Source organism: Protofrankia symbiont of Coriaria ruscifolia, from assembly GCF_900634745.1.
GTDB lineage: Bacteria > Actinomycetota > Actinomycetes > Frankiales > Frankiaceae > Protofrankia > Protofrankia californiensis.
Window position 1 is genome coordinate 80,512 of sequence record NZ_CAAAFR010000115.1, and the last position, 18,572, is coordinate 99,083.

At 63.6% G+C, this 18,572-nt stretch carries 23 protein-coding genes and 1 pseudogene; 10 read left to right on the plus strand and 14 right to left on the minus strand.

Going from position 1 to position 18,572, the window contains the following annotated elements; genetic code table 11:
- The first annotated feature begins 238 nt into the window (after window positions 1-238).
- Window positions 239-781: a class IV adenylate cyclase gene (cyaB, locus tag CV1CTNOD_RS14270; RefSeq protein ID WP_131786577.1), complete on the plus strand. Its 543-nt coding sequence runs from the start codon at window positions 239-241 to the stop codon at window positions 779-781.
- Here cyaB and tmk read toward each other — a convergent pair.
- Genes tmk through CV1CTNOD_RS14295 form a run of 6 tightly spaced genes read right to left on the minus strand, consistent with a single transcriptional unit; the run spans window position 773 to window position 4,967 of the window.
- Entirely contained in the window at window positions 773-1,399 is a 627-nt protein-coding gene (gene tmk, locus CV1CTNOD_RS14275; RefSeq protein ID WP_131786578.1) for a dTMP kinase, read from the minus strand. The two genes, cyaB and tmk, sit on opposite strands and share 9 nt — an antisense overlap.
- Complete coding sequence (locus tag CV1CTNOD_RS14280; RefSeq protein ID WP_131786579.1) at window positions 1,396-2,865, minus strand: B12-binding domain-containing radical SAM protein; 1,470 nt, start codon at window positions 2,863-2,865, stop codon at window positions 1,396-1,398. Before CV1CTNOD_RS14280 ends, tmk begins: the two co-directional genes overlap by 4 nt.
- Window positions 2,849-3,655: a hypothetical protein gene (locus CV1CTNOD_RS14285; RefSeq protein ID WP_207386437.1), complete on the minus strand. Its 807-nt coding sequence runs from the start codon at window positions 3,653-3,655 to the stop codon at window positions 2,849-2,851. The genes CV1CTNOD_RS14280 and CV1CTNOD_RS14285 overlap by 17 nt, the downstream gene beginning before the upstream one ends.
- A gap of 52 nt (window positions 3,656-3,707) precedes the next feature.
- Window positions 3,708-4,337 (minus strand): ATP-binding protein, encoded by a 630-nt coding sequence (locus CV1CTNOD_RS14290; RefSeq protein ID WP_131786580.1) that lies wholly within the window; start codon window positions 4,335-4,337, stop codon window positions 3,708-3,710.
- Entirely contained in the window at window positions 4,279-4,743 is a 465-nt protein-coding gene (locus CV1CTNOD_RS24775; protein ID WP_165485513.1) for a recombinase family protein, read from the minus strand. The genes CV1CTNOD_RS14290 and CV1CTNOD_RS24775 overlap by 59 nt, the downstream gene beginning before the upstream one ends.
- 29 nt (window positions 4,744-4,772) lie before the next feature.
- Entirely contained in the window at window positions 4,773-4,967 is a 195-nt protein-coding gene (locus tag CV1CTNOD_RS14295) for a hypothetical protein (protein ID WP_131786581.1), read from the minus strand.
- Between the two features lie 179 nt (window positions 4,968-5,146).
- Here CV1CTNOD_RS14295 and CV1CTNOD_RS25765 point away from each other — a divergent pair, with 179 nt between their 5' ends.
- The gene (locus CV1CTNOD_RS25765) at window positions 5,147-6,622 is read left to right on the plus strand and encodes a hypothetical protein (protein WP_207386438.1); all 1,476 of its coding nucleotides are present in this window, start codon (window positions 5,147-5,149) and stop codon (window positions 6,620-6,622) included.
- Window positions 6,622-7,143, plus strand: a complete 522-nt coding sequence (locus tag CV1CTNOD_RS14305; RefSeq protein ID WP_131786582.1) for an NUDIX domain-containing protein — start codon at window positions 6,622-6,624, stop codon at window positions 7,141-7,143. Before CV1CTNOD_RS25765 ends, CV1CTNOD_RS14305 begins: the two co-directional genes overlap by 1 nt.
- Here the strand turns inward: CV1CTNOD_RS14305 and CV1CTNOD_RS14310 are convergent.
- Window positions 7,131-7,592, minus strand: coding sequence for a hypothetical protein (locus CV1CTNOD_RS14310; RefSeq protein WP_165485506.1), 462 nt, complete (start codon window positions 7,590-7,592; stop codon window positions 7,131-7,133). The genes CV1CTNOD_RS14305 and CV1CTNOD_RS14310 overlap by 13 nt on opposite strands.
- On the opposite strand from CV1CTNOD_RS14310, the gene CV1CTNOD_RS27875 reads away from it, so the two are divergent.
- Complete coding sequence (locus tag CV1CTNOD_RS27875; protein WP_131786584.1) at window positions 7,501-7,902, plus strand: helix-turn-helix domain-containing protein; 402 nt, start codon at window positions 7,501-7,503, stop codon at window positions 7,900-7,902. The genes CV1CTNOD_RS14310 and CV1CTNOD_RS27875 overlap by 92 nt on opposite strands.
- 275 nt (window positions 7,903-8,177) lie before the next feature.
- Here CV1CTNOD_RS27875 and CV1CTNOD_RS14320 read toward each other — a convergent pair whose 3' ends face one another.
- Window positions 8,178-10,145, minus strand: a complete 1,968-nt coding sequence (locus tag CV1CTNOD_RS14320) for a cutinase family protein (protein WP_131786585.1) — start codon at window positions 10,143-10,145, stop codon at window positions 8,178-8,180.
- A gap of 205 nt (window positions 10,146-10,350) precedes the next feature.
- Here CV1CTNOD_RS14320 and CV1CTNOD_RS14325 point away from each other — a divergent pair, with 205 nt between their 5' ends.
- Complete coding sequence (locus CV1CTNOD_RS14325; RefSeq protein WP_131786586.1) at window positions 10,351-10,737, plus strand: hypothetical protein; 387 nt, start codon at window positions 10,351-10,353, stop codon at window positions 10,735-10,737.
- Between the two features lie 187 nt (window positions 10,738-10,924).
- On the opposite strand, the gene CV1CTNOD_RS14330 is transcribed toward CV1CTNOD_RS14325, so the two are convergent.
- The 3 genes from CV1CTNOD_RS14330 to CV1CTNOD_RS14340 all read right to left on the minus strand — a co-directional run bounded on the left by CV1CTNOD_RS14330 (window position 10,925) and on the right by CV1CTNOD_RS14340 (window position 12,853).
- A complete protein-coding gene (locus CV1CTNOD_RS14330; RefSeq protein ID WP_207386440.1) occupies window positions 10,925-11,254 on the minus strand; it encodes a hypothetical protein in 330 nt (109 codons plus the stop codon).
- Window positions 11,255-11,335: 81 nt separating this feature from the next.
- Window positions 11,336-12,286 (minus strand): site-specific DNA-methyltransferase, encoded by a 951-nt coding sequence (locus tag CV1CTNOD_RS14335; RefSeq protein ID WP_131786604.1) that lies wholly within the window; start codon window positions 12,284-12,286, stop codon window positions 11,336-11,338.
- 267 nt (window positions 12,287-12,553) lie between these two features.
- A complete protein-coding gene (locus CV1CTNOD_RS14340; protein WP_131786588.1) occupies window positions 12,554-12,853 on the minus strand; it encodes a helix-turn-helix domain-containing protein in 300 nt (99 codons plus the stop codon).
- Between the two features lie 462 nt (window positions 12,854-13,315).
- Between CV1CTNOD_RS14340 and CV1CTNOD_RS28370 the strand changes: the two genes are divergently transcribed.
- Window positions 13,316-13,615, plus strand: coding sequence for a PIN domain-containing protein (locus tag CV1CTNOD_RS28370; RefSeq protein ID WP_165485515.1), 300 nt, complete (start codon window positions 13,316-13,318; stop codon window positions 13,613-13,615).
- A 387-nt stretch (window positions 13,616-14,002) separates the two neighbouring features.
- Here the strand turns inward: CV1CTNOD_RS28370 and CV1CTNOD_RS26670 are convergent, their stop codons facing one another.
- Window positions 14,003-14,512 (minus strand): ATP-binding protein, encoded by a 510-nt coding sequence (locus CV1CTNOD_RS26670; RefSeq protein ID WP_242606685.1) that lies wholly within the window; start codon window positions 14,510-14,512, stop codon window positions 14,003-14,005.
- A gap of 121 nt (window positions 14,513-14,633) precedes the next feature.
- On the opposite strand from CV1CTNOD_RS26670, the gene CV1CTNOD_RS26675 reads away from it, so the two are divergent.
- On the plus strand, window positions 14,634-14,795 hold the full coding sequence (locus CV1CTNOD_RS26675; protein WP_242606686.1) for a hypothetical protein: 162 nt from the start codon (window positions 14,634-14,636) through the stop codon (window positions 14,793-14,795).
- A gap of 73 nt (window positions 14,796-14,868) precedes the next feature.
- Here CV1CTNOD_RS26675 and CV1CTNOD_RS26680 read toward each other — a convergent pair whose 3' ends face one another.
- A complete protein-coding gene (locus CV1CTNOD_RS26680) occupies window positions 14,869-15,249 on the minus strand; it encodes an AlbA family DNA-binding domain-containing protein (protein WP_242606689.1) in 381 nt (126 codons plus the stop codon).
- Window positions 15,250-15,866: 617 nt separating this feature from the next.
- Window positions 15,867-16,355, minus strand: coding sequence for a MarR family winged helix-turn-helix transcriptional regulator (locus CV1CTNOD_RS14355; RefSeq protein ID WP_131786590.1), 489 nt, complete (start codon window positions 16,353-16,355; stop codon window positions 15,867-15,869).
- Window positions 16,356-16,481: 126 nt separating this feature from the next.
- Between CV1CTNOD_RS14355 and CV1CTNOD_RS14360 the strand changes: the two genes are divergently transcribed.
- The 3 genes and pseudogenes from CV1CTNOD_RS14360 to CV1CTNOD_RS14370 all read left to right on the plus strand — a co-directional run.
- Window positions 16,482-16,922, plus strand: coding sequence for a PPOX class F420-dependent oxidoreductase (locus CV1CTNOD_RS14360; RefSeq protein ID WP_131786591.1), 441 nt, complete (start codon window positions 16,482-16,484; stop codon window positions 16,920-16,922).
- A 598-nt stretch (window positions 16,923-17,520) separates the two neighbouring features.
- The gene (locus CV1CTNOD_RS14365) at window positions 17,521-17,721 is read left to right on the plus strand and encodes a hypothetical protein (protein WP_131786592.1); all 201 of its coding nucleotides are present in this window, start codon (window positions 17,521-17,523) and stop codon (window positions 17,719-17,721) included.
- A gap of 301 nt (window positions 17,722-18,022) precedes the next feature.
- A pseudogene (locus CV1CTNOD_RS14370) lies at window positions 18,023-18,572 on the plus strand (transposase); the annotation flags it as partial.

Here is an 18,572-nt window from a genome sequence, read left to right on the forward strand (position 1 = left end):
CGACTGCCAGTCAGTCGGCGCAGCTTCTCCCTGTCTTCACCATTGCCATGCCGCTGCACATAGCGAGCCATCGGAAGCGCCGCCGCAAGCAGTGCCGACAGCAGGAATACAGCGCGGTCCTCTACTTGCCCTTTTGCCATCACGGAATCTCACAATCTCGCCTTTGGCGTGTCGCCTTGCTGTCACTATTCGTTTGTGCAATGGTGTGCGGTCGGCTTGTAGCAACAACGGAGGCGCAGTGCGCGAGGTTGAGGTCAAGTACCAGGTCCAGGACACGGAAGCGTTGCTGGTGGCGCTCAAGGCGCGTGACATCGAGCTGAGCGCGCCGGTTACCCAGGACGACCAGGCGTACGCGCCCGTGGGCTGGTCGTACGGTGACGGCAAGCTCGGCGTCTCCTTCGTGCGCCTGCGCACTGTGGACGGTCAGCACACCTTCACGCTCAAGCGTCCGGCCGAGAACGCCTTGTCGTGCGACGAATACGAGACGGCGGTAGCCGACCGCGACCAGATGCACAGCGCCATCCTGGCTATGGGCTTCCGCGCCACGGTCCGCATCGTGAAGGTGCGCCGAACTGCCGCGCTGCCCGACCTCGAGCTGTGCGTGGACGAGGTGGCCGGCCTGGGCACGTTCCTTGAGCTGGAACGCATGGTGTCCGACGACGCGCCGGGTGAGGCGGTTCAGGCCGAGCTGGCGGCGTTCGTCGCTTCGCTGGAGATCGACGCCACGCGCACGGACGAGACGTACGACTCCCTGGTACGTGCCGCCTTGACGTCACCCTGACGGCTGTCCCAGCCGCTCAAGCACAGCATCGAGCACGACGGTAGCCACGGCCTCGGCTGGTTCGTCTGCGACCTCATGGTGAAGGACAGCTGAGCCAGCCCCTTGGAGCTGGCGCACGACATCTCGGTACAGCCGGTCTTCAACTGCGCGAGCTGCCGTACCGCCACGGTGGAACCGGCTGTAGATGCCACGATCTGCCGCGCGCTGCTCCGAGCGCTTCGGCTCTCCCGTCAGCACCACCGTGAGGTCGGGCTTCTCGGCGTACTGGTTGAGCTGAGCCAAGAATCCTGGCTCTACGCCGTCGATTCTTTGCAGCACAAGGGATGTCGGCACGTAGCGATCGCAGACGACCACGTAGCCAGCCCGGAGCGCGGGTCGGATGTCGTGCTCCAAGTGGTAGTACCGATCCGCAGCTACCAGGCAGGCAAGCACCAACCCGCGGTACTCGTCGGTTCCCTGCCGTGCCAGCTTGCCGAGTGCCGAGTCAGAAGGCTCCTTTGTAGCGACGACCGGGACGCTACGCGCCGTCAGCTCGGCGCGCAGGTGCTCGACAACCGTGCTCTTGCCAACCCCGCTCGGACCTTCGATGACCACGAAGAATCCCGGCCCCTGATTCATGCGGCCACCGCCGTCGAACGCTGGAACTGTTCGCGTGACAGTTCGGTGAGCCGAGCGCGCACCTCGTCTACGGTGGCCTCGCCGAATTGGATGTTGACGGAGAAGTTGAACTCGTCGCGCCCGCGCATGGCCTCATCGACGCCACCGGCCGTGAGGTCGACGGCCGTGTAGTCGAGGAGTTGTTGAGGCTGGTACTGGCCCGTGGCGATGAGCCGGTGCCACTCCGGCGTGCCGGGGTAGGGCCGGAACTCGAACACGCTGGCGCGGAAGCGGCCGGGCTGGCGGTCGGTGATGTCCCACAGGTCGTAGACCAGCCGTACCGTGTCATGCAGCTCCTCGCGCGTTTCGGTTGGGAAGCCGAGGATGAAGTACCCCTTGACGGAGATGCCGCGCTCCGTCAGTCGCCGGACGACCGAGCGCGTCATGTCAGCGGTGATGCGCTTGCCCATGTGCTTCAGTAGCCGCTCGCTCCCGGACTCGACGCCGAGCGCTACCTCCCGGCAGCCGTTGAGCTTCAGCAGCTCCAACATGTCGTCGCTCATGCGGTGCAGGATGTTGATGCGGCCGGTGGCGTCCCAGACGTAGCGGTTACCGATGCCCGCGCCGGTGAAGGCGGCCATGCACGAGCGGATGAAGCGCTCGTAGCCGAGGAACAGGTCATCGACGAAGCGGAAGGCCGTCACACCGTAGCGCGTGTGCAGGTCCGTCATCTCCTCGATGATGTTCTCGGGCGTGCGAGTGCGAATGGTGATGTCCGGGTTGGCTGACACGGCCGCGCCGCAGAACGAACAGTCGTAGGGGCAGCCCCGAGCGCCGACCATGTTGGCCTCTAGCCGTCCGTCGCTGGCGCGGTACGGGTCGTCTGCGAGGAACGTGCGGTCTACGAAAGGCAGGCTGTCGATGTCGGGCGCGAGATGATGCCCGGCGCCCATGCTGCCGCCCGTGACCGGCGTACCCATGATGGGGTCCAGCCACATCACGCCCGGAAGCTCGTTGCGGTAGCGGCGATCCTTCAGCAGTTCGGCTACGCGGGTCTCGCCTTCGCCCAACACCAGAGCCTCACAGCGCGCGAACCGTGGGTCGGTCAAGGTCTCAGTCGGCATGGCCTTGGCCTGGTGCCCGCCGACCATGACGTTGATCGACGGGTCAAGTCCAGAGGCGAGGCGGGCGCTGATCTCGTACGTCGGGGCAAGCAGATTGAAGCCCGCCCAGCGCGGCGACAGTTGACTGACGAGCTGCGCGGTCTGGTCGAGGCCCAGCCCCAGGGCTTCCGCGTCGATGACACCGACGTTGAAGCCCTGGTGCTTGGCGTAGGTGGCGATGTAGCCCATGCCGAGCACGGGCAGCGTGAAGTCGTTCACGCGAGGCCGAAGGCTGTAGTCGCGCAAGGGCGCGTTGATGAACAGGGCGTCGAGCGGGCGAGCAAGGTCCGCGCCAGCCACGGCACGGTCAGCCGATATCTCCATGTTGAGAACCCCAAGCGAGCGTCAAGAGCGTGAGCGAGCAGAGATGTTCGCCAGCGAGCGCCCGCCAGGTCTGACCAAAGGCCGGTTCATCGGCCGGCCAGTCGTGTGAGGGTGCAGCTCGCTTGGCCCAGGTCCGCACCGCGAGATCGGCGTAGGGGTAGAGCGACCACTCGTTACTCCAGTCGGCCACAGTGGCGTGCGCGGTCCAGGGACCAATGCGCGGCACGGACTGAAGTTCGGCAATGAGCGTGTCGGGCGCAAGCTCACGCCACTTCGCTCCGTGTTCCAGATAAGCTTCAGCAGCCGCCTTGAGCGGGCGACGCTTGAAGGCCATACCGTGAGAACTGAACTGGTCGTCGCTCAGCCCAAGCACAACCTCTGGTGCCGGAAAAAGCGCGTACGAGTTACCGTCCGGCAGAGCAACCTTTTCACCATGCGCTCGGCAAAATGCTCGGTACAACTTCTTTGACTGTCCGGCGCGAATGACCTGCCGGATAATCGACGTACCGATTGCATCCCATAGGTCCGCGTTGCGAAAACGCACGACTGAACCCAAGGAGCGCAGCGAAGTTGCAAGCTCGGGAACGCCTGCAAACACCTTCGGCGTCGTGAAGACATCGCGTACCGGCTCGACCCCCGCACCGCTCAGGCGGTCGAGCGTCAGCCTGCCGTCCTGGAGCGTGGCGAGCCATCGGCCACCGTCGTTCAGGGCGAAGACGCGCTGCGCGCCGCCGTCGGCCTGCTGCCAGGCGGCGTGCTCAGTCATCACGAAGTCAAAGGCGTCGTGCATGGTGGTGAAGTCTCCGAACGGTTGGTTTATAGCTTGGGATGAGTTGATTATCTCATGTCGTCCCCTCCCCGGATTCACCGTCGAGGTTGCGAAGCCCGTCCATGACGCGCCGCAACATGCCAGGGTCGTTCATGACCTCGATCGGCTCAACGCCTTTTGGCACTGGCTTACGGGTGCGGCGCGGCAGTACACGCGGTATCTCTTGGGTTTGGTCGAGTGAACTGCTTGAAGCCGACAAGGGCAGTTCGCACCATACGATCTTGCCCCCAGCGGGCGGCTTATAGTAATTCCACCGCTTGCCAAGTGAGCGTGTGAGCGGAATATCCCCGCCTGTCGCCGTGAACTCTGGATCGCTGTCGGCGACTTCGACAATTAGGTTGTCCCCAAGAACGACAAGCCGCACCAAAATGAGTTTCAGGCCATCCAGCTCTGTCCACCGGGGATTTGGCTCAATAATGCCGGTCGTGCGGACAGCTCGGGTGACAAGTTCAGTCGTCAGCTTTTCGACCGGCTCAATAAGGTGGTCGAGTCGCCACGCTTGGAGCGTGTACTTGGTAAAGAGTTGCGCGCAGACGGTGGCCGTTGAGAGCGCTGCAAGCTGCATTTCGCTGCGTACGCGAAGCTCAGGGCGAGGGGGACGGGTCATGGCCACCTGCGCCGGTCGTTCTGCCAAAACGGTCATGGCGTTCCTCCCGAGGGTGGCCCATTACAAAAACCCGTGCCCCGGTTTCCAGCTCAATGAGGGCGCGCATGGCCTCATGGACACCAGGAAATCTTGAGAAGTGGTTGAGCGACGGAATCAAGACCCCATCAACGCCGGGGCGGCGTAGCGTCTCGACCATCACGACAAAGCCGCTCCGGCCGAATTGGTCCCCTATTCCTGCATCACGGTCGGTGAAGACGTCAGCCAGCGTCAGCCCTTCCCGCCCCGCGTATGCCGCGAGATCGCGCATCAGACAATCGCCAACGTGTTGCGGGTCGGCCGGGTTGAGGCGGATGTAGCCGTAGACAAGCGGTTGCATAGTTAGCGGCGCCCCTCCGGGAGGCACGTGGAGGGCCAGACCGGCGACGGCTTCGGGGAGCAGCATCGCCGGTCCGGCCGACTTGGGACGGACACTCACAGCAGCGCCAGGTTGTGATCCGCGAGCCGGATGGGCTCGCACGGCCAGCTCACAGCACAGACCACGCACAGACCGCCCACCTCGACGTGCTCGTGCAGCACCCGCACTGCGGTCCTGCACAGCTGCTGCAACTCCGGCGGGAAGTAGTCGGTTGGGGTCAGTACGGTCGTGGCCTGCGCCTGGCGGGTCATGGATCGTTCTCCCTGGTTGGGGACGTGTCCGGGTAACCCGAGAGTGAGGCGGTTGGGCCGTACCGGGCATGATCGCGGGGGTATACGCGCCATACATGACATGTATGCGGCCCGCCCCGTAGGGTGGCCAGGTTCTAGAATTGCTGGTCAGGGATGCCGCATCGAAAGTCAGGACGATCATGGACGCGAACCGCTCGGCACGTTACTGCCGCTGCGGGACGCGCCTTGCCCGAGACAACAAGAGCGGCCAGTGCGCCCCGTGCCAGACCAAGGCGCGCGACTTCATCATTCAGCCGCCGGAGTTGCCTGACGGCTTCTGGGACACCGATCAGTTCCGGGATGCCTTTACTGCCCAGCACATCGGCCACGTCTCGCGGGCATATCGCAAGCACCCGCAGCACATCGCCGTGTACGGCAAAGATGGCGTTCCACAGGGCGTCGTGGCCGGTTGGCTCGGATTGACGCAAGCTCAAATTAGTCGCATCGAGAATGGTGCGCCCGTCCGACATCTCGACAGCCTGACTCACTGGGCGCGGACGCTTCGCATTCCCGAGCATCTACTGTGGTTCAAACTGCCTGGTGAGTCGCCTGTAAGTAGCAACGGCCGTACGGCCGAGGTGGAGAGGGCGGCTATACCGCAGCAAGCCCGGCCACGGCCTGTACTGCTTCAGGCTCCGTCGCTCGGGCTGCCGCTTGGTGGCGGCAACGGCTACGCCTCCGCGATGCAGTCGTTTCGGGCGGCGGATCGTCAGGTTGGCGGCGGCCACCTCTACGCCACCGTCGTCAAGTATCTGCAAGCCGAAGTCGCGCCGCGCATGTTCGGAGTCGATCACGGCAGTGATGGGCGGTTGGCGTTCACGGCCGCAGCCGCCTTGACCGAGATGGCCGGATGGATGGCTCACGACGCTGGACGAGACCAGGCCGCCGAACAGCACTTCGCGCGCTCCCTTGATCTGGTCAAGCTCGGCCATGACCGCCAGCTCGGCGTACACATCCTGGCCAGCATGAGTCATCTGGCCCACCACCAGGGCAAGCCAGCCGACGCCATCCAGTACGCGCGACGAGGACGCGAGGTGCTGGCCCGTGGTCCGCGGTTGCCTGAACTCGAAGCTCGGCTTCTTGCGATGCAGGCCCGTGGCTTCGCTGCGCTGCGACGATCCGACGACTGCACGCAACTGCTCGTACAGGCAGAGCGGACGCTCGAAGCACAGCCGGCCGAGGAACGATCCCTGTGGGTCAGCCACTTCGATGAAGGCTCGCTTGCGAACGAGGCCGCCCGGTGTCTGCGCCAGCTTGGTGATCTGGCCCAGGCGGAACGGCAGGCCGAGCGCGTCATCGAACTGCGGCCGGGAGACCGCACGCGCAGCCGGGCATTTGGACAGCTCATCCTTGTGACTGTGTTGATCGCCCAGGGCAGGCCCGACGAAGCCTGTGCCATCGCTCAAGAGGTGCTGGACGCGACCCAGCAGCTCGGTTCCTACCTCGTCATCCAGCAGCTTCTTGATCTCAGGCGCTTGCTGGAGCCGCACCGGGGTACTCGGGTGGTGGCCGAGTTCTTGAGCTGCCTCGATGAAGCGCTCAGGGAACGGATGTGGCTCTATCAGTGGCTCACACAGGACGGACGTAGCGATGGAACGGCGCTCGGGGAGAGATAGTGAATGCTGACGCTCCGCTGTATGAGCGTGACCCGGAGGCGTGGCAGGCCTACTTGGCAGAGGGCAACGCCAAGCAGCCGCGCAAGCGCGTGAGCGCTGACGTTCTCCTTCGTGATCGTGAGGGGCGGATTCTCCTCGTTGATCCGCAGTACAAGCCAGACTGGGACATGCCCGGCGGCATGGCGGAAGCCAACGAGCCGCCGGATGAAGCCGTGCGCCGCGAGCTGCGGGAAGAACTCGGCATGGACGTACATGTCACTGGGCTGCTGGTGGTCGATTGGGTGTCGCCGCACGGCCCCTGGGATGACTTGCTCGCGTTCATTTTTGACGGTGGCGAGCTGGCCGACGAGCAAGTAGCCGGACTCAAGATTTCGGATGATGAGCTGTCTGCATTTGAGTTCTGCACTCCCGAGCAGGCACAGCAACGGCTCCGGCCTTATGTGTGGCGTCGGGTCGCTGTTGCCCTGGACGCGCTAAAGACTGGGCATGTGCAATATCTGCTGGATGGCTATTCGCGCTGATCCGCTTCAAACTCGTAGCGGATGACAAGCGTATCGGGTTCCATCTTACGCAGCAGCTTTTTCAAGCCGGAGTCGCTCAACGGTATTGCGACATATATGGTTGCCGCTTGATCCACAAGCTGAGCAGCTTTAGACGGCTCAGCGACATACACGTCGGCGAAAGCCTCATAGTCGGTCGCGGTAAACTCTGTCCACTCCATGCGCGTTGCCTGCATCGACAACTCCTCACGCCGCCATCTGTTCAACGTGGATGCGTGCGCAACCCTAATCTCTCGCACGAGCTGCGCCCAGCGCTTGCGAATCAGTGAGAGAGCGATAATCGGGCGCTCAACAGCAACCAAAGCCTTGCCAGACTCGATGCGCCGCTTGAGGTCACGAGCAATATTCAATGGCACGTCCTTCGGTTCGTTGACTTTCCGCACTTCAATCTTTGGGCTTGCCTGGCTCATTCCTTCACGATCCTGCTTACCTGTTTGCCTCCGATTATGGGACAAACTGTCGCTCGAAACAAGTAAGACTTACGGTCACACTCGGGGTGTGAGTAATGAATACAGATTTCTAAAGAAGTTCGGCAGCAGAATTGCGGAGCTGCGACGCAAGCGAGCGCTAACGCAAGAGAAATTGGCTGAGCTAGTTGGCGTGGACAGAAGCTACATAGGCTATGTGGAGCGTGGCCAGAGAAACCCATCAGTTGGCGTCGTACACCGAATTGCAAAGGTAGTAGGCGTATCTCTTGCTGAGCTGTTCAAGCCATTCTGACTCCTATGGGTCTAGGATGGACATGCATGCCTGTCGATCTATCAGTAGGTGCAAAATACATGCCCCGCACCTGACGCAATCCGGTTGCATTAAAAAGGACCTGCTCACATAAGCAGGTCATCGCCTCAAGCCCTGTGAGGGGCGAGTCTGTCTTTGAAACAAGAGATTCAAGTGACCAAGCGTGGCCGGGCGTCATCGCTGGCGGCGACGTATCGCCCGGCCAGCTTGAGCCGCAGCCTTCTTGGGGCTGGTTGTACTGGAGCCTTTCGGCTACCTCAGCGCGCGACCTTGAACAGCACCGACGTATTGGGGCCGTTCCCAGCCCTCCACCACGTCTCGTACACGAGGTCGCCCGATGCGGTGTAGATCTGCTGATCCGCACCGTCGTTGGACTTGTCGAAGGACGTGATGTTGTTCTGTGAAATGCGGATCAGCTCGCCACCACCGCTGCTGGAGCCGCTCCACCAGTATTCCTGCACGTGGTCGCCCGTGGCCAGATACAGTTCGTGGACACCGTTGTACACGGTCTTCTTGATCTGTATGGCGTTGGTTTGACTCGTTGCAATCGTGCCGTGCGAAGGCGCGCTGTTCAGCCAGTAGCTCTGCCACGCCGTGGTGCTCGTACCGGTGTACAGAAGCTGACCGCCGTCGGGTAGGTTGTCTCCCTTGTCCAGACTGCGGATGTCGCCTTGGGTGATGTTGATGATCGTGCCGCTATGCACGCTCTCACCCGGGTGCCACCACAGTTCGTAGACCCACGTCGGTGTCGCGACGTAGAGTTGGTCCGTGCCGTCCGGGCCACGGGACTTGTCCATCGTGACCGGTCCGGCGATGTTGTTGAGACGGCTCATGTGGATGCCGTCCCCGCCTTCGCGCCACCAGACTTCGTACGGCCCATCCTCCGCGAGGAGGTACAGGCGGTGGGTGTACTGACCACTGTCGTTCACTGGATCAGCGATGACCTGGCGAACGCCGGTGAGCCCGGTGACGATCTTGGCACTATGCGTGCCTTCGTTCGGTCGCCACCACGTCTCCCACACTCCGTCCGGCACCGCCGTGTAGAGTGACTGCGTCGCCCCATCCGGCTCGTTGACCTTGTCGAAGCCAACGATGTTGTCCTGGGAGATGTTGATCATCTCGCTGTTATGGACGCCATCACCGCCCGGTCGCCACCATGCTTCGGTCACAGCCGACTTGGTCGCTGCGTAGACCTGACGAGTTCCGTCCGGTCCTGCTGTTCGCTTGACGGATTTGACCACCGGCGGCGGTGGTGTCTCGGGCGTGGTCCCAGTGCTGTCGGCGTTCGCGATCGTGTAGGGCAGAACCTCTATTGGCGGCGAGCTGGGGTTTAGCTCGTTTCGCTTCGCGGTTGCCCTGCTGGCGATCTCACGAGCTGAGTCCCAGATCCAGTGCCCGTCGTACGCGGAGCTGTGGACTGGAAAACTCGGTTGGTCAGACTGGTCTGAACTGCAAATGCCATCTCCGTAGGCACACCAGCTACCGAAGCGGCCCTTGAACTCCGCAGAAATATACGGATTGCGCATTCCGAGGAGTCCGGCCTTGGAGAATGCACCGAGGGGCGGTACGTTCTTCCATCCAGTGTCGTCGCCCCTGACCCACCAGTGACTGTCGAAGTTGTTGTGGTTCTGACGATCGACGATGGGGCCAGGGTTGAACCGAGGATCGCCGTACAAGGCGACATATCCGATGTGGTTCTTGGCTGTCTGCGTGAGGCCGCCGAGTTGGAGGGTCCACCCGATGACGTGAGCGCCTTGCGAGTAGCCACCCAGGATTATTGACTCCTTGGGGCAACGACTCGCGCGGTCGTTCAGGTGGGTAGTCAGCTCGTCCACCCCTTGGCCTACGCTGTTGTAGTACACGGGAGGCATGACGGCTGCCCACGCAGCGTTTACCGCTGGATATTCGCCGCCTTCATTCGGACTCCCACCGGGCGGAGTGTCTCCGTCGAGATTGCCGATCTCGGCCCATTCGGTGTTGCTGGGTATCCGGGGTGGGGGCCACAACGCCGCGATGACGTAGTCGTGGAACGCCTCCGCTCGCTTGTCGTAGATCTTCTCGGCAGATCCTCGTACGAATACGATGTAGAACCCGCCATTCGTGAGGCAGGCTGGATCGGCCTTTGCTGGACTCGCCGGTCCGAAGACCGTAAGACCCATACTGCTGCACAGCATTGCCATGCAAAGCAGGAAAGTCCGCAGTCGGCCCTGCGCATAAATGCGCATAGTTCACCTCTCTCTAGTTGTCAAGTTTCGAAGCCCGAGTCACATTCAGTGTGGGCTGTCAAATTACAATAACATTATTCTGAATAAATTCAAGAGTCGCACTACATGCCCGTGCTGGCATTTTTGCAAAGCGTGGGCGACGCGCTTGTCATTCAGGTGATCTTCATTTACTCTAATGATAGTTATTTAGCAGGAATCAACCTTGATGATTACCAAGAAGATCTCAACCATCGTTAGTCTCGTTGCAACTTTATGGGTCGGTGCCGTCGTACTGCTGTTCATGTGGAGGCACGGTCTCTTGGCGCAGACTGGATATGGCGCACCAACAATGTGGGCTGTGCTGATTGGATTGTTCTTCTTGCCGCTTCTGGCGCCGTACATGAACAGGGCTTATCCTGGCGAGAAGCTGTCGCTGGTTAACTCAATACTGCAACTTGCTTTCTATGGTTCGTGGACAGCGCTAGGGCTTGTCTTTATGCTGACCGACGGTAATTCATCACTCTTGAACGGCGTCCTATCCGTGGCGCTCATACTTGCGCTCGCCATCCTGTTAAAAGGGTTGGCAGGCTCTGGGCGCAAATTAGCCAAGTAGAAGAGCAACACTGGCTAACGATTGAAGGCCCCGCCCCAGCCACTCCACAAGGACCAGGACGGGCCTTATTCGTGCCCGTCGTCCTAAAGCCTGGCTCGGGTGACGGGCACTCAGTACGTGAGATGTGGAACGGAGGGCGGCCAGAGTTGGCCGCCACTCCGTTCCGGTGCAGCGTGGGCTTCAGCGCTTACTTGGAAGCCTCACCGCTTCGCCGCCGTGCCTGACTGGTGGTCGGCTCGGCAGCCTCGGCCGCCGGGGCGTCGGCCCCGAACAGCCCCTGGATCGCGCCGCGACGTGCGGCAGCTTCGCGCTCGATCTCCTCAAGCGCTGCCTTGGCGCGAGCCGCGAAGTCCGGCTCGGCCTTCTTGGTGGCAACGTACAGCTCGACCGCTCGCAGGGCGGCGTCGCCCAGAGAGATGCCGTCGAGCTGAGCCACCAGGGTGAACTGGGCGTGCAGGGCGTCCGGCACCTTGATGCCCAGCGTCTTCACGCCGCCATTGCGGGTTTCCGCGTTCACGGAAGCCTCCTCGGTGTTGGTGCGGCCGGCCATCCCTTTGAGCTGGGATGACGACGACGGCCGCATGACGCCGAGGAGGCGTCAGGCCGCGCGGTGATGCTTGTGTCGCGCTGCGGTGATGCGTTCCTCGGCCATCTGGGCGTACGCCGTATTCAGCTCGACGCCCAGCCAGTCACGGCCGTGCTTCTCAGCGGCCAGCGCTGTTGTGCCAGTGCCCATGAACGGGTCGAGCACCACGCCGGGCACGCCTTCGGCGTTGCACGAGCACGTCGGTTGTAGCTCGCCCACAGCCAGCAGCCGCCCGTGTCGGCGGGCCAGGGCTCGTTGCCAGGACGTACCGCAAACCGCGCAGACCCGTTCCGGGCAGGTGGCGAGCAAGGGACGCTCAGCCAGGGACAGCGGGAAGGCGGCGAAGTGACCGCCCCGGAAGCCAGCAGTCGGCAGCGTCCAGACGTCGCCAGGATTCTTACCCAGTGGGTGACCGGCCAGGCCAGAGGCCTTGAGACGGGATAAGCCACGGTTGTCGTTGAGCGTCGAGCCTTGGCGGTTGACTGCGCCAAAACCCGGTGGTGGGTACGTCCGGCTGGGATCACGGGTGGTCTGCCGCTTCGTGGTGACGAGCGGCTGCCGGATCGCATCGAGGTTGAAGTAGTACCGGGGCGAACGAGTGAAGAAGTAGATGACCTCGTGCGTGGTGCTCAGGCGGTTAGTCACGCTGGAGGGCATCGGGTTCGACTTTGCCCAGATGACCTGGTTACGGAGCGTCCAACCGTCTTTCACGAGGGCCAAGGCAACGCGGGACGGGCCGAGGAGCAGGCTCTTGGTAGGTGCGCCCTCGGGCGAACGGCGGGAGAAGCTGTCACCGAGGTTGAGCCAGAGAGAGCCAGTCGGGCGCAGGACGCGGGCCAGGTTGCGGGCGATGTCACGCAGCTCAGTGACCCAGCCGTCAACGTCGGGTTCGGCTCCGAGCTGCTGGTCATGGCCGTAATTCCGCACACCGAAGTACGGCGGGCTGGTGATGACGGTGTCCACGGACGCGGCTGGTAGTTCGGCCAAGCGTTCACGGACGTCGCCGATGAGGATGGTGTTACGAGGGAGACTCCCGGCGTCCGCTGGTCGCGGACCGCCTTGAAGATCACCTCCTTGGTGTGTAGGTGGTTGCATAGTTGGGTTCTCTGTTTAAGTTGTTGAGGGGGTGCCGCACGGGCGGTATCCACCCGTGCGGCAGGCTGGGCTCACTGTCTCGCTCTTACGGACCACGGCTCGTGTGGCGTACTCCGGCAGCTTGCTGGGGCCGTGTCATGATCGAGCCTCCCGACGTCGGACGCCGCGCGCTCGAAGCAGGCGCTTGACGCTGCTGAGACTGATGTTGTACTCGGCGGCGAGATGGGCGGCCTTGACGCCCGAGCGGTAGCGCTCAGCCAGCGTCTCAATGTCGGCAGCGCTCAGCCGGTCGGTCATGCTCCACCAGCGGGTTCTCGCTTCGCTCGCGCCTATGCCGGGCAAGTCCGCCTTGTCGCTCTCTGCGATGCGAGCGAGCACGTCTTCCATACCCTCAAGCTGGGCTTGACGGTTCGAATAGGCGGACAGAAGGTCCACGCGCCGGCTTGGCCTGCTCGCTGACCTTCGGGCAGCTTCGCCGGGGGCCGTGATGTCTGCCCCGGGGGGCCGAGCTCCCCGGAACCCCCAGGGTCCTGTGGCTGGGATGTTCCTCAATGCGGGCTTCGTCCACGCTAGTTGTTGATCTTTCCTCTTTCGTTGTATGCCTTAGCGTCTGCTCGGCCACTTACCATGCTCCTATGCAGATGGCGTATGCGGAACTCCACGAACTGGTGGACCGTCTGACCCCGGAGCAGGCTGGTGCGGGTTTGGGGAAGTCGTGCGTCACCTTGTGAGCTCGGTGTCGGCGGGCGGGCCAGCCGCTGAGGACCGGGATAGGACTATCGCCGAGCAGCCGGTGCGTCGCCTGTCATTCGCGGGTATGCTTCATAGCGGTTGCGGGGATCTTGCCGTCCGGTCCGAGGAGATCATCCGCGTGGAGCTGGGTCGTCCTACGTGTTAGTGGTCGACACGGGGCCGCTCGTTGCGGCCCTCGATGCTGACGACGCAGACCACAAGCGATGTTTGGATCTGTTGGAGCGCCATCCAGGGCCGCTTCTGGTTCCGGCGCCGGTACTGACTGATGTGTGCTGGTTACTTGAGCGCGAACGGGGTGCTCAAGCCGAGGCGGCCTTCCTTGACGCGTTGGCCGCTGACGAGCTTCGGCTCGTCGAGCTACAGAAAGGCGATCTTCGAAGGATGGCAGACCTGGTCCGCCGATACGACAGCCTCCCGCTCGGAGCCCTCGACGCGTCGGTTTGATGAGCGCGATGACGTGGCGGGCCAAAGGCTCCAGCGCGTGGCGATAATCAGCCCGCGCCGGATGGCTGCGTGCAGTAGGGATCTGTGCAGAGGAGTAGTCGGTCATAGCCAGGGCGCCTGAACCGTCGTAAGATCCTGATCTTCAGGCGCTACGGTGGCGGATGGGACGGGAGGCTGTTCCTATTCAGGTCCTGTCCGTTTACCCACTGGTCCGTTGATAGGTGATGGGCCGTCCTCTGCCGCCGTGCTGGGTGAGCAGTCCTCGGGTGCGCAGACCGCGAAGTGCTTTCCGGATGTTGGGACCAGTCAGATTGAGTTCTTGCTCCAGGCCGGCGACGGTCCGTGCTCGGTTGGCGAGTGCCTGGTAGATCCGTAGTTCGGTTGTATTCAGGCCGGGTCCGGCGGGTGCGGCGGCTGTTGGCTGGTGCAGGACGACGGTGAACCGGATGCCGCTGTCGATGTAGTAGGCCGGGGGTAGGCGGTGGTCAGCGAGCGCTTCGGTAATGATCGGGATGCCGCTGGCGAGGGCTTCGCGATGACGCGGGCGCCGGTCTGCGGGAAGCGGACGTGTTGGCAGATGGCGACGAGCCGGGCGTTGTGCGCGGATGTCACGGCGTCCCTGCCGAGCCGGTCAACGGTGATGCCGTAGAGCCCGCCGGGGTTCGAGACGACGAGACGGTCGCGGCGTAGTCGGACCTCGATGGCCAGGCCGGTGGACCAGTGATCGAGGTCGCGGTGGATGAGGGCGTTAACTACCAGCTCGCGGAAAGCGACGAGTGGGTAGGCAGGACGGTCGTGCACCGTGCCGTCCGGCTCGGAGACGATGGTGGTGTCGAACGTGCGTCGGGCCCACAGCAGCGCGGCGTCGAGCATCCGCGGGATCGACCCTGTGATCATGGTCTGGTTTCGAGCGCGTGTTCCGGCGGGATCCCCTGGCAGGGGTTGCGCCGACGCTTGAATGACGTACCGGGGAAACCACTGCTGGGGGTGGACGCCGAGCGCGAGCAGGCCCGCGACGGTGGGCTGGCCGCCGGCGAAGGTAAACACCCGTGCGGCGCAGGAGTTCGGCGTCGTCGTCGAAACGGCCGAGTCCGCTCGGGTCGCGTTCGCGGACGGCATCCAGGAACGCGTCCACGAGCTCGGTGTCGAGGTCGTCGAGGCGTGCGCCTTCGACCGGTGAACGGTCGAACAACGGCGGTCGGCGCGCGGCGAGGAACCCCTGCTCCTCCAGGTCTGACAGGGCGTAGTCGCCGTCATACCCGCGCAGGTACGACGCGCCGGTACGACGCGCCGGTCGCCGTGACACGGCAGGGCTTGGCGGAACGGTCGCATTCGTGCACGCGAGCGACGACGACAGGCTCGCCGTCGACGATCCCGTCGTCGATCGTGAGGCGGACGGGGGGTGTGAACGCGCGGGCTTTGGCCGCCAGGCTCTGTTTGAGGGGCTGCGGCTCGGCGATCCGGACCGGTCGGAATCCGACCCGCTCGTCGAGACCCAGGATGATCGTACCGCCGCCCGGCAGGTTCGCCAGTGCGCTCAGCGTCGCGGTCAACGAGACTGGCAGCCCGCCCGCAGCCAACTTGACCTCCACGTCGGTTGTGTCCCCGCCGGCTGCTCGCAGCTTGGCGATCATCCCGCTCACGTCGATGACCACAGGCAAATGTAACCACAAGCCAGTTACATTATTACATTACGTCTCCCGTGGTTACATTTGTGGCCGCTTCGCGGGTCAGCGCTCATGGTGGCAGGTCCGGGATCCGGGGGTCGTACCACCGCGCATTCCGTCCAAGATTGTTGCGCGGGCCACAGGTTAAGCCCGTCAATGTCGACAGCCGAGCATCGGGGTGTACCGAAGCCATTTCTGTCAGATCACCTTCGGGTCGCGGTTTTTTAGCGGTTCGCGCGACTCGTCCAGGTGTTGTTGAGCGGAAACCGTTCCGGTTGTGGAGCCCGGCGTTATCTGGCCGGCGTTATCTGGCCGGTCGGCGTTTTCGCAGGTAGATGGCGTGCCGCTGGTGCCGCCGCGGATGATCGTCGGACCTGGCACAATGGGATAGTGGTTCGTATGTGGTACGTCAGATCCACGGGCTGGTTTGGTATGGTCACTGAACTGTGTTCAGCTTCATCGGTGGTTGTGATGTCTACCCGGGGGGCCGAGCCTGCCGGGTGGCCCTGGGAATCGCACCCCCACGTTCCTGTGGTTGGGGTTGTGGGCGGTTTGTAGGCTTCGCGGTTCGCCGCCAGGTGGGCTCAGGCGCCACCGGCCCGTGTCGCCGCATCCCCCGGTTCGACGGTTGCGAAGACTGCCGGGACGTCGTGCACCTGGACGATCCGGGCCAGAGCACACCGAAACCGCTCCTGGTCGACGGGTGACATGTCGGCGACGAGGGCGGTCAGTTCACCGGTCACCTCGCCGTGAAACGCCCCCGCCACCCGTCGGCCGGCGGGGGTGAGGGTGGGTTGCAGGACCCGCCTGTCGCCCGGCACGGCTGTGCGCCGCACGAACCCCCGGTGTTCGACGCGGTCGACCAGTCCGGTCAGACCGGCCTTCTCCACGCCGAGCAGGCCGGCGAGCTCGGCCATCCCGCGCGGCGCGTCGAGCAGGATGCACAGCAGCCGCGCCTGCGCCGGCGTGAGACCGTGCCGTCCGGCTGCCCGCGCGTAGATCCCCTGCACCAGAAACGACACCCGGACCAGGCCGGCCGCCACTCCGATCGTCTCTGGGTCGCAGGTTTCCATCGCCACACCTCCCGGTAGTGCATCGCTGCTTCATAGTACGCTGCACCTATAGTACGCGGAACGTACAATACGCACTATGTGAGAGGCGCGGGAACCGGCCCTCACCCGATCCGATCAGGAGGCCCGATGTCGTTCACCAGCGAAGAGATCGCCTACCTACAGTCCCAGCACCTGGCCCGCCTCGCGACAGTCGGCCCGGACGGGCAGCCGGACGCCGTCCCTGTCGGCTTCGAGTTCGACGGCACACGCTTCTACATCGGCGGCCACAACCCCGAGAACACCCGCAAGTTCCGCAACGTCGCCGCCGGCCACACCAAGGTCGCCCTTGTCATCGACGACCTCGTCTCCACCGATCCCTGGACACCGCGCTTCGTCCGCGTCTACGGCACCGCCGAACTGATCAGTCGAGCCGGCCGGTTCGACTCCGCCCGCTATCTCGAGATCACGCCCCACGTCTCATGGAGCTGGAACCTCGCTGGACAGCCCTTCGGCCCAGGCAACGCCGGCTCCTTCGCCCCCCGCAGAACGGTACACACCAGCCAGTCGCCGAGTCCGGCCGTCCTATAACCCGCGAAAGGCCGTCGGGCCTGCGGCGACACCAGATGGCTGCTGCCGTTACCCGCGCCGGGATCGTCGGCCCATCATCCGGCACCGGACCGTTCACCCGGCCGTGGCGCGTGGAAGCCCGGCGTTACCACGGAGAACGGTGAGAAGGGCGCTGTCCAAGAGGGCACGCTGCCCGGCCCGGTAGCAGGCCGCGTCTCGCAGGTTCGGTTCCAGCGTGGAGCGATCAGGTGGTCCGGTCGTGTCCGACGTGCGGGAGGATGAGGGCAGCAGTGATCATCTTCCCAATGATCATTTGCCCGTCATTCGTCCGCGGGACTGGACGTTAGGTAGCGGTATCCCTCGCCACTGGCTGGTTATGATCATCACCACAGGGCAGGGTCGCGGGCGTCTGCGGTCCGGGCGAGATCAGTACTTGTGCGAGATCAGTACTTGAACGAGCGTGAGGCCTACTATGCCCGTCCGGGGGATCGCACCATCTTGATCAAATGAGAGTAGCTTGATCTTGATCATTATCCTGGCCGACCAACGCCCTTGACTCTTCAACGGCTCCGTAAGCGCGGGTGTCGGCCGGGATCGCCAGTGTCACGCCGTACTGGTGATGCCGACGGAAGCGGGGCGTCAGCGGACACCCCGAGGGGGAGACGCGCTGCTGCAGCTGACCGTCAACGGGCAGACCTTCTATCTCGGCTCCCCCGCCCGTGACGTGCGCCGGGTCGAAATATTGATCGTCGATGCGATGCGGCGGCGCACCATCACCTGGCATCATCTCGCGACCGGGGAAATCGTGTTGATTACCTGATGGCCTGTCGCCCTTGTGACGGTGGTGCCGGGTGGAACCTTGTTGAGGATCCTCGAACGTGGTGTTCTGCAACCTTGGAAAACGTGGTGTTCCGCAACAACCTTGGAAGTGGAACAGCTCTGTCGGACCAGTCGACGATCTTGTAAACCGGCCTCTGGGCTGTGGCCTTCAGCGCCTGCTGACGTTGGTTCTTGAGTCTGGCTGCCGCTGTAAGGGGCTGTGGCTCTAGGGCGTGTATCGGGTTGTGATCGATCTGTGGGGTTCGTTCGTGTGGCGGGTCTGATCGGGTAGACCGTCGTGCATGACGCGGGCGCAACTGACAGACCAGGAGTGGGCGTTCATCGAGCCCTACCTGCCGATCGGCGGGTTCGGCCCGTACCCGCAGCGGCTGCGGTGGCCGTTCGAGGGTGTGCTCTGGCGGTTCCGGACGGGCGGGCAGTGGCGGGAGATGCCGCGAGAGTTCGGCGCCTGGTCGACCGTCCACAACCGCTTCCGGCAGTGGCGCGACGCAGGCGTGTTCGAGGCCCTGCTGGAGGGTCTGATCGCGGAGGCCGTGCAGCGGGGTGCGGTGGACCTGTCCCTGGTCAGCATCGACTCCACCACCGCGCGTGCTCACCACGACGCTGCCGGGATGCACCTGGACCGCGACGTCATCACCGCCCTGGAGAAGGCTGCCGCCGAGGAGGAGAAGACCGGGTCAAAGGGGGCAGCGTCGAAGAACAAAACGGGCACGGCGCCGAAGCCGATCCCGCGCGGGAGGAGCGACGACGTATCCGGCGTCGGCGAAAACTCCGCCTGACAGCCGCCCTGCTCGGACGGTCGCGGGGCGGGCAGACCAGCAAGGTCCACCT

Bases quoted from the DNA above. Each gene is read 5' to 3' on its own strand.
- tmk (WP_131786578.1), bottom strand. From the start codon at position 1,399: ATGAATCAGGGGCCGGGATTCTTCGTGGTCATCGAAGGTCCGAGCGGG.
- CV1CTNOD_RS14280 (WP_131786579.1), bottom strand. From the start codon at position 2,865: ATGGAGATATCGGCTGACCGTGCCGTGGCTGGCGCGGACCTTGCTCGC.
- CV1CTNOD_RS14285 (WP_207386437.1), bottom strand. From the start codon at position 3,655: ATGCACGACGCCTTTGACTTCGTGATGACTGAGCACGCCGCCTGGCAG.
- CV1CTNOD_RS14290 (WP_131786580.1), bottom strand. From the start codon at position 4,337: ATGACCGTTTTGGCAGAACGACCGGCGCAGGTGGCCATGACCCGTCCC.
- CV1CTNOD_RS24775 (WP_165485513.1), bottom strand. From the start codon at position 4,743: ATGCTGCTCCCCGAAGCCGTCGCCGGTCTGGCCCTCCACGTGCCTCCC.
- CV1CTNOD_RS14295 (WP_131786581.1), bottom strand. From the start codon at position 4,967: ATGACCCGCCAGGCGCAGGCCACGACCGTACTGACCCCAACCGACTAC.
- CV1CTNOD_RS25765 (WP_207386438.1), top strand. From the start codon at position 5,147: ATGGACGCGAACCGCTCGGCACGTTACTGCCGCTGCGGGACGCGCCTT.
- CV1CTNOD_RS27875 (WP_131786584.1), top strand. From the start codon at position 7,501: ATGCGCCGCTTGAGGTCACGAGCAATATTCAATGGCACGTCCTTCGGT.
- CV1CTNOD_RS14310 (WP_165485506.1), bottom strand. From the start codon at position 7,592: ATGAGCCAGGCAAGCCCAAAGATTGAAGTGCGGAAAGTCAACGAACCG.
- CV1CTNOD_RS14320 (WP_131786585.1), bottom strand. From the start codon at position 10,145: ATGCGCATTTATGCGCAGGGCCGACTGCGGACTTTCCTGCTTTGCATG.
- CV1CTNOD_RS14325 (WP_131786586.1), top strand. From the start codon at position 10,351: ATGATTACCAAGAAGATCTCAACCATCGTTAGTCTCGTTGCAACTTTA.
- CV1CTNOD_RS26670 (WP_242606685.1), bottom strand. From the start codon at position 14,512: ATGATCACAGGGTCGATCCCGCGGATGCTCGACGCCGCGCTGCTGTGG.
- CV1CTNOD_RS26680 (WP_242606689.1), bottom strand. From the start codon at position 15,249: ATGATCGCCAAGCTGCGAGCAGCCGGCGGGGACACAACCGACGTGGAG.
- CV1CTNOD_RS14355 (WP_131786590.1), bottom strand. From the start codon at position 16,355: ATGGAAACCTGCGACCCAGAGACGATCGGAGTGGCGGCCGGCCTGGTC.
- CV1CTNOD_RS14360 (WP_131786591.1), top strand. From the start codon at position 16,482: ATGTCGTTCACCAGCGAAGAGATCGCCTACCTACAGTCCCAGCACCTG.
- CV1CTNOD_RS14365 (WP_131786592.1), top strand. From the start codon at position 17,521: ATGCCGACGGAAGCGGGGCGTCAGCGGACACCCCGAGGGGGAGACGCG.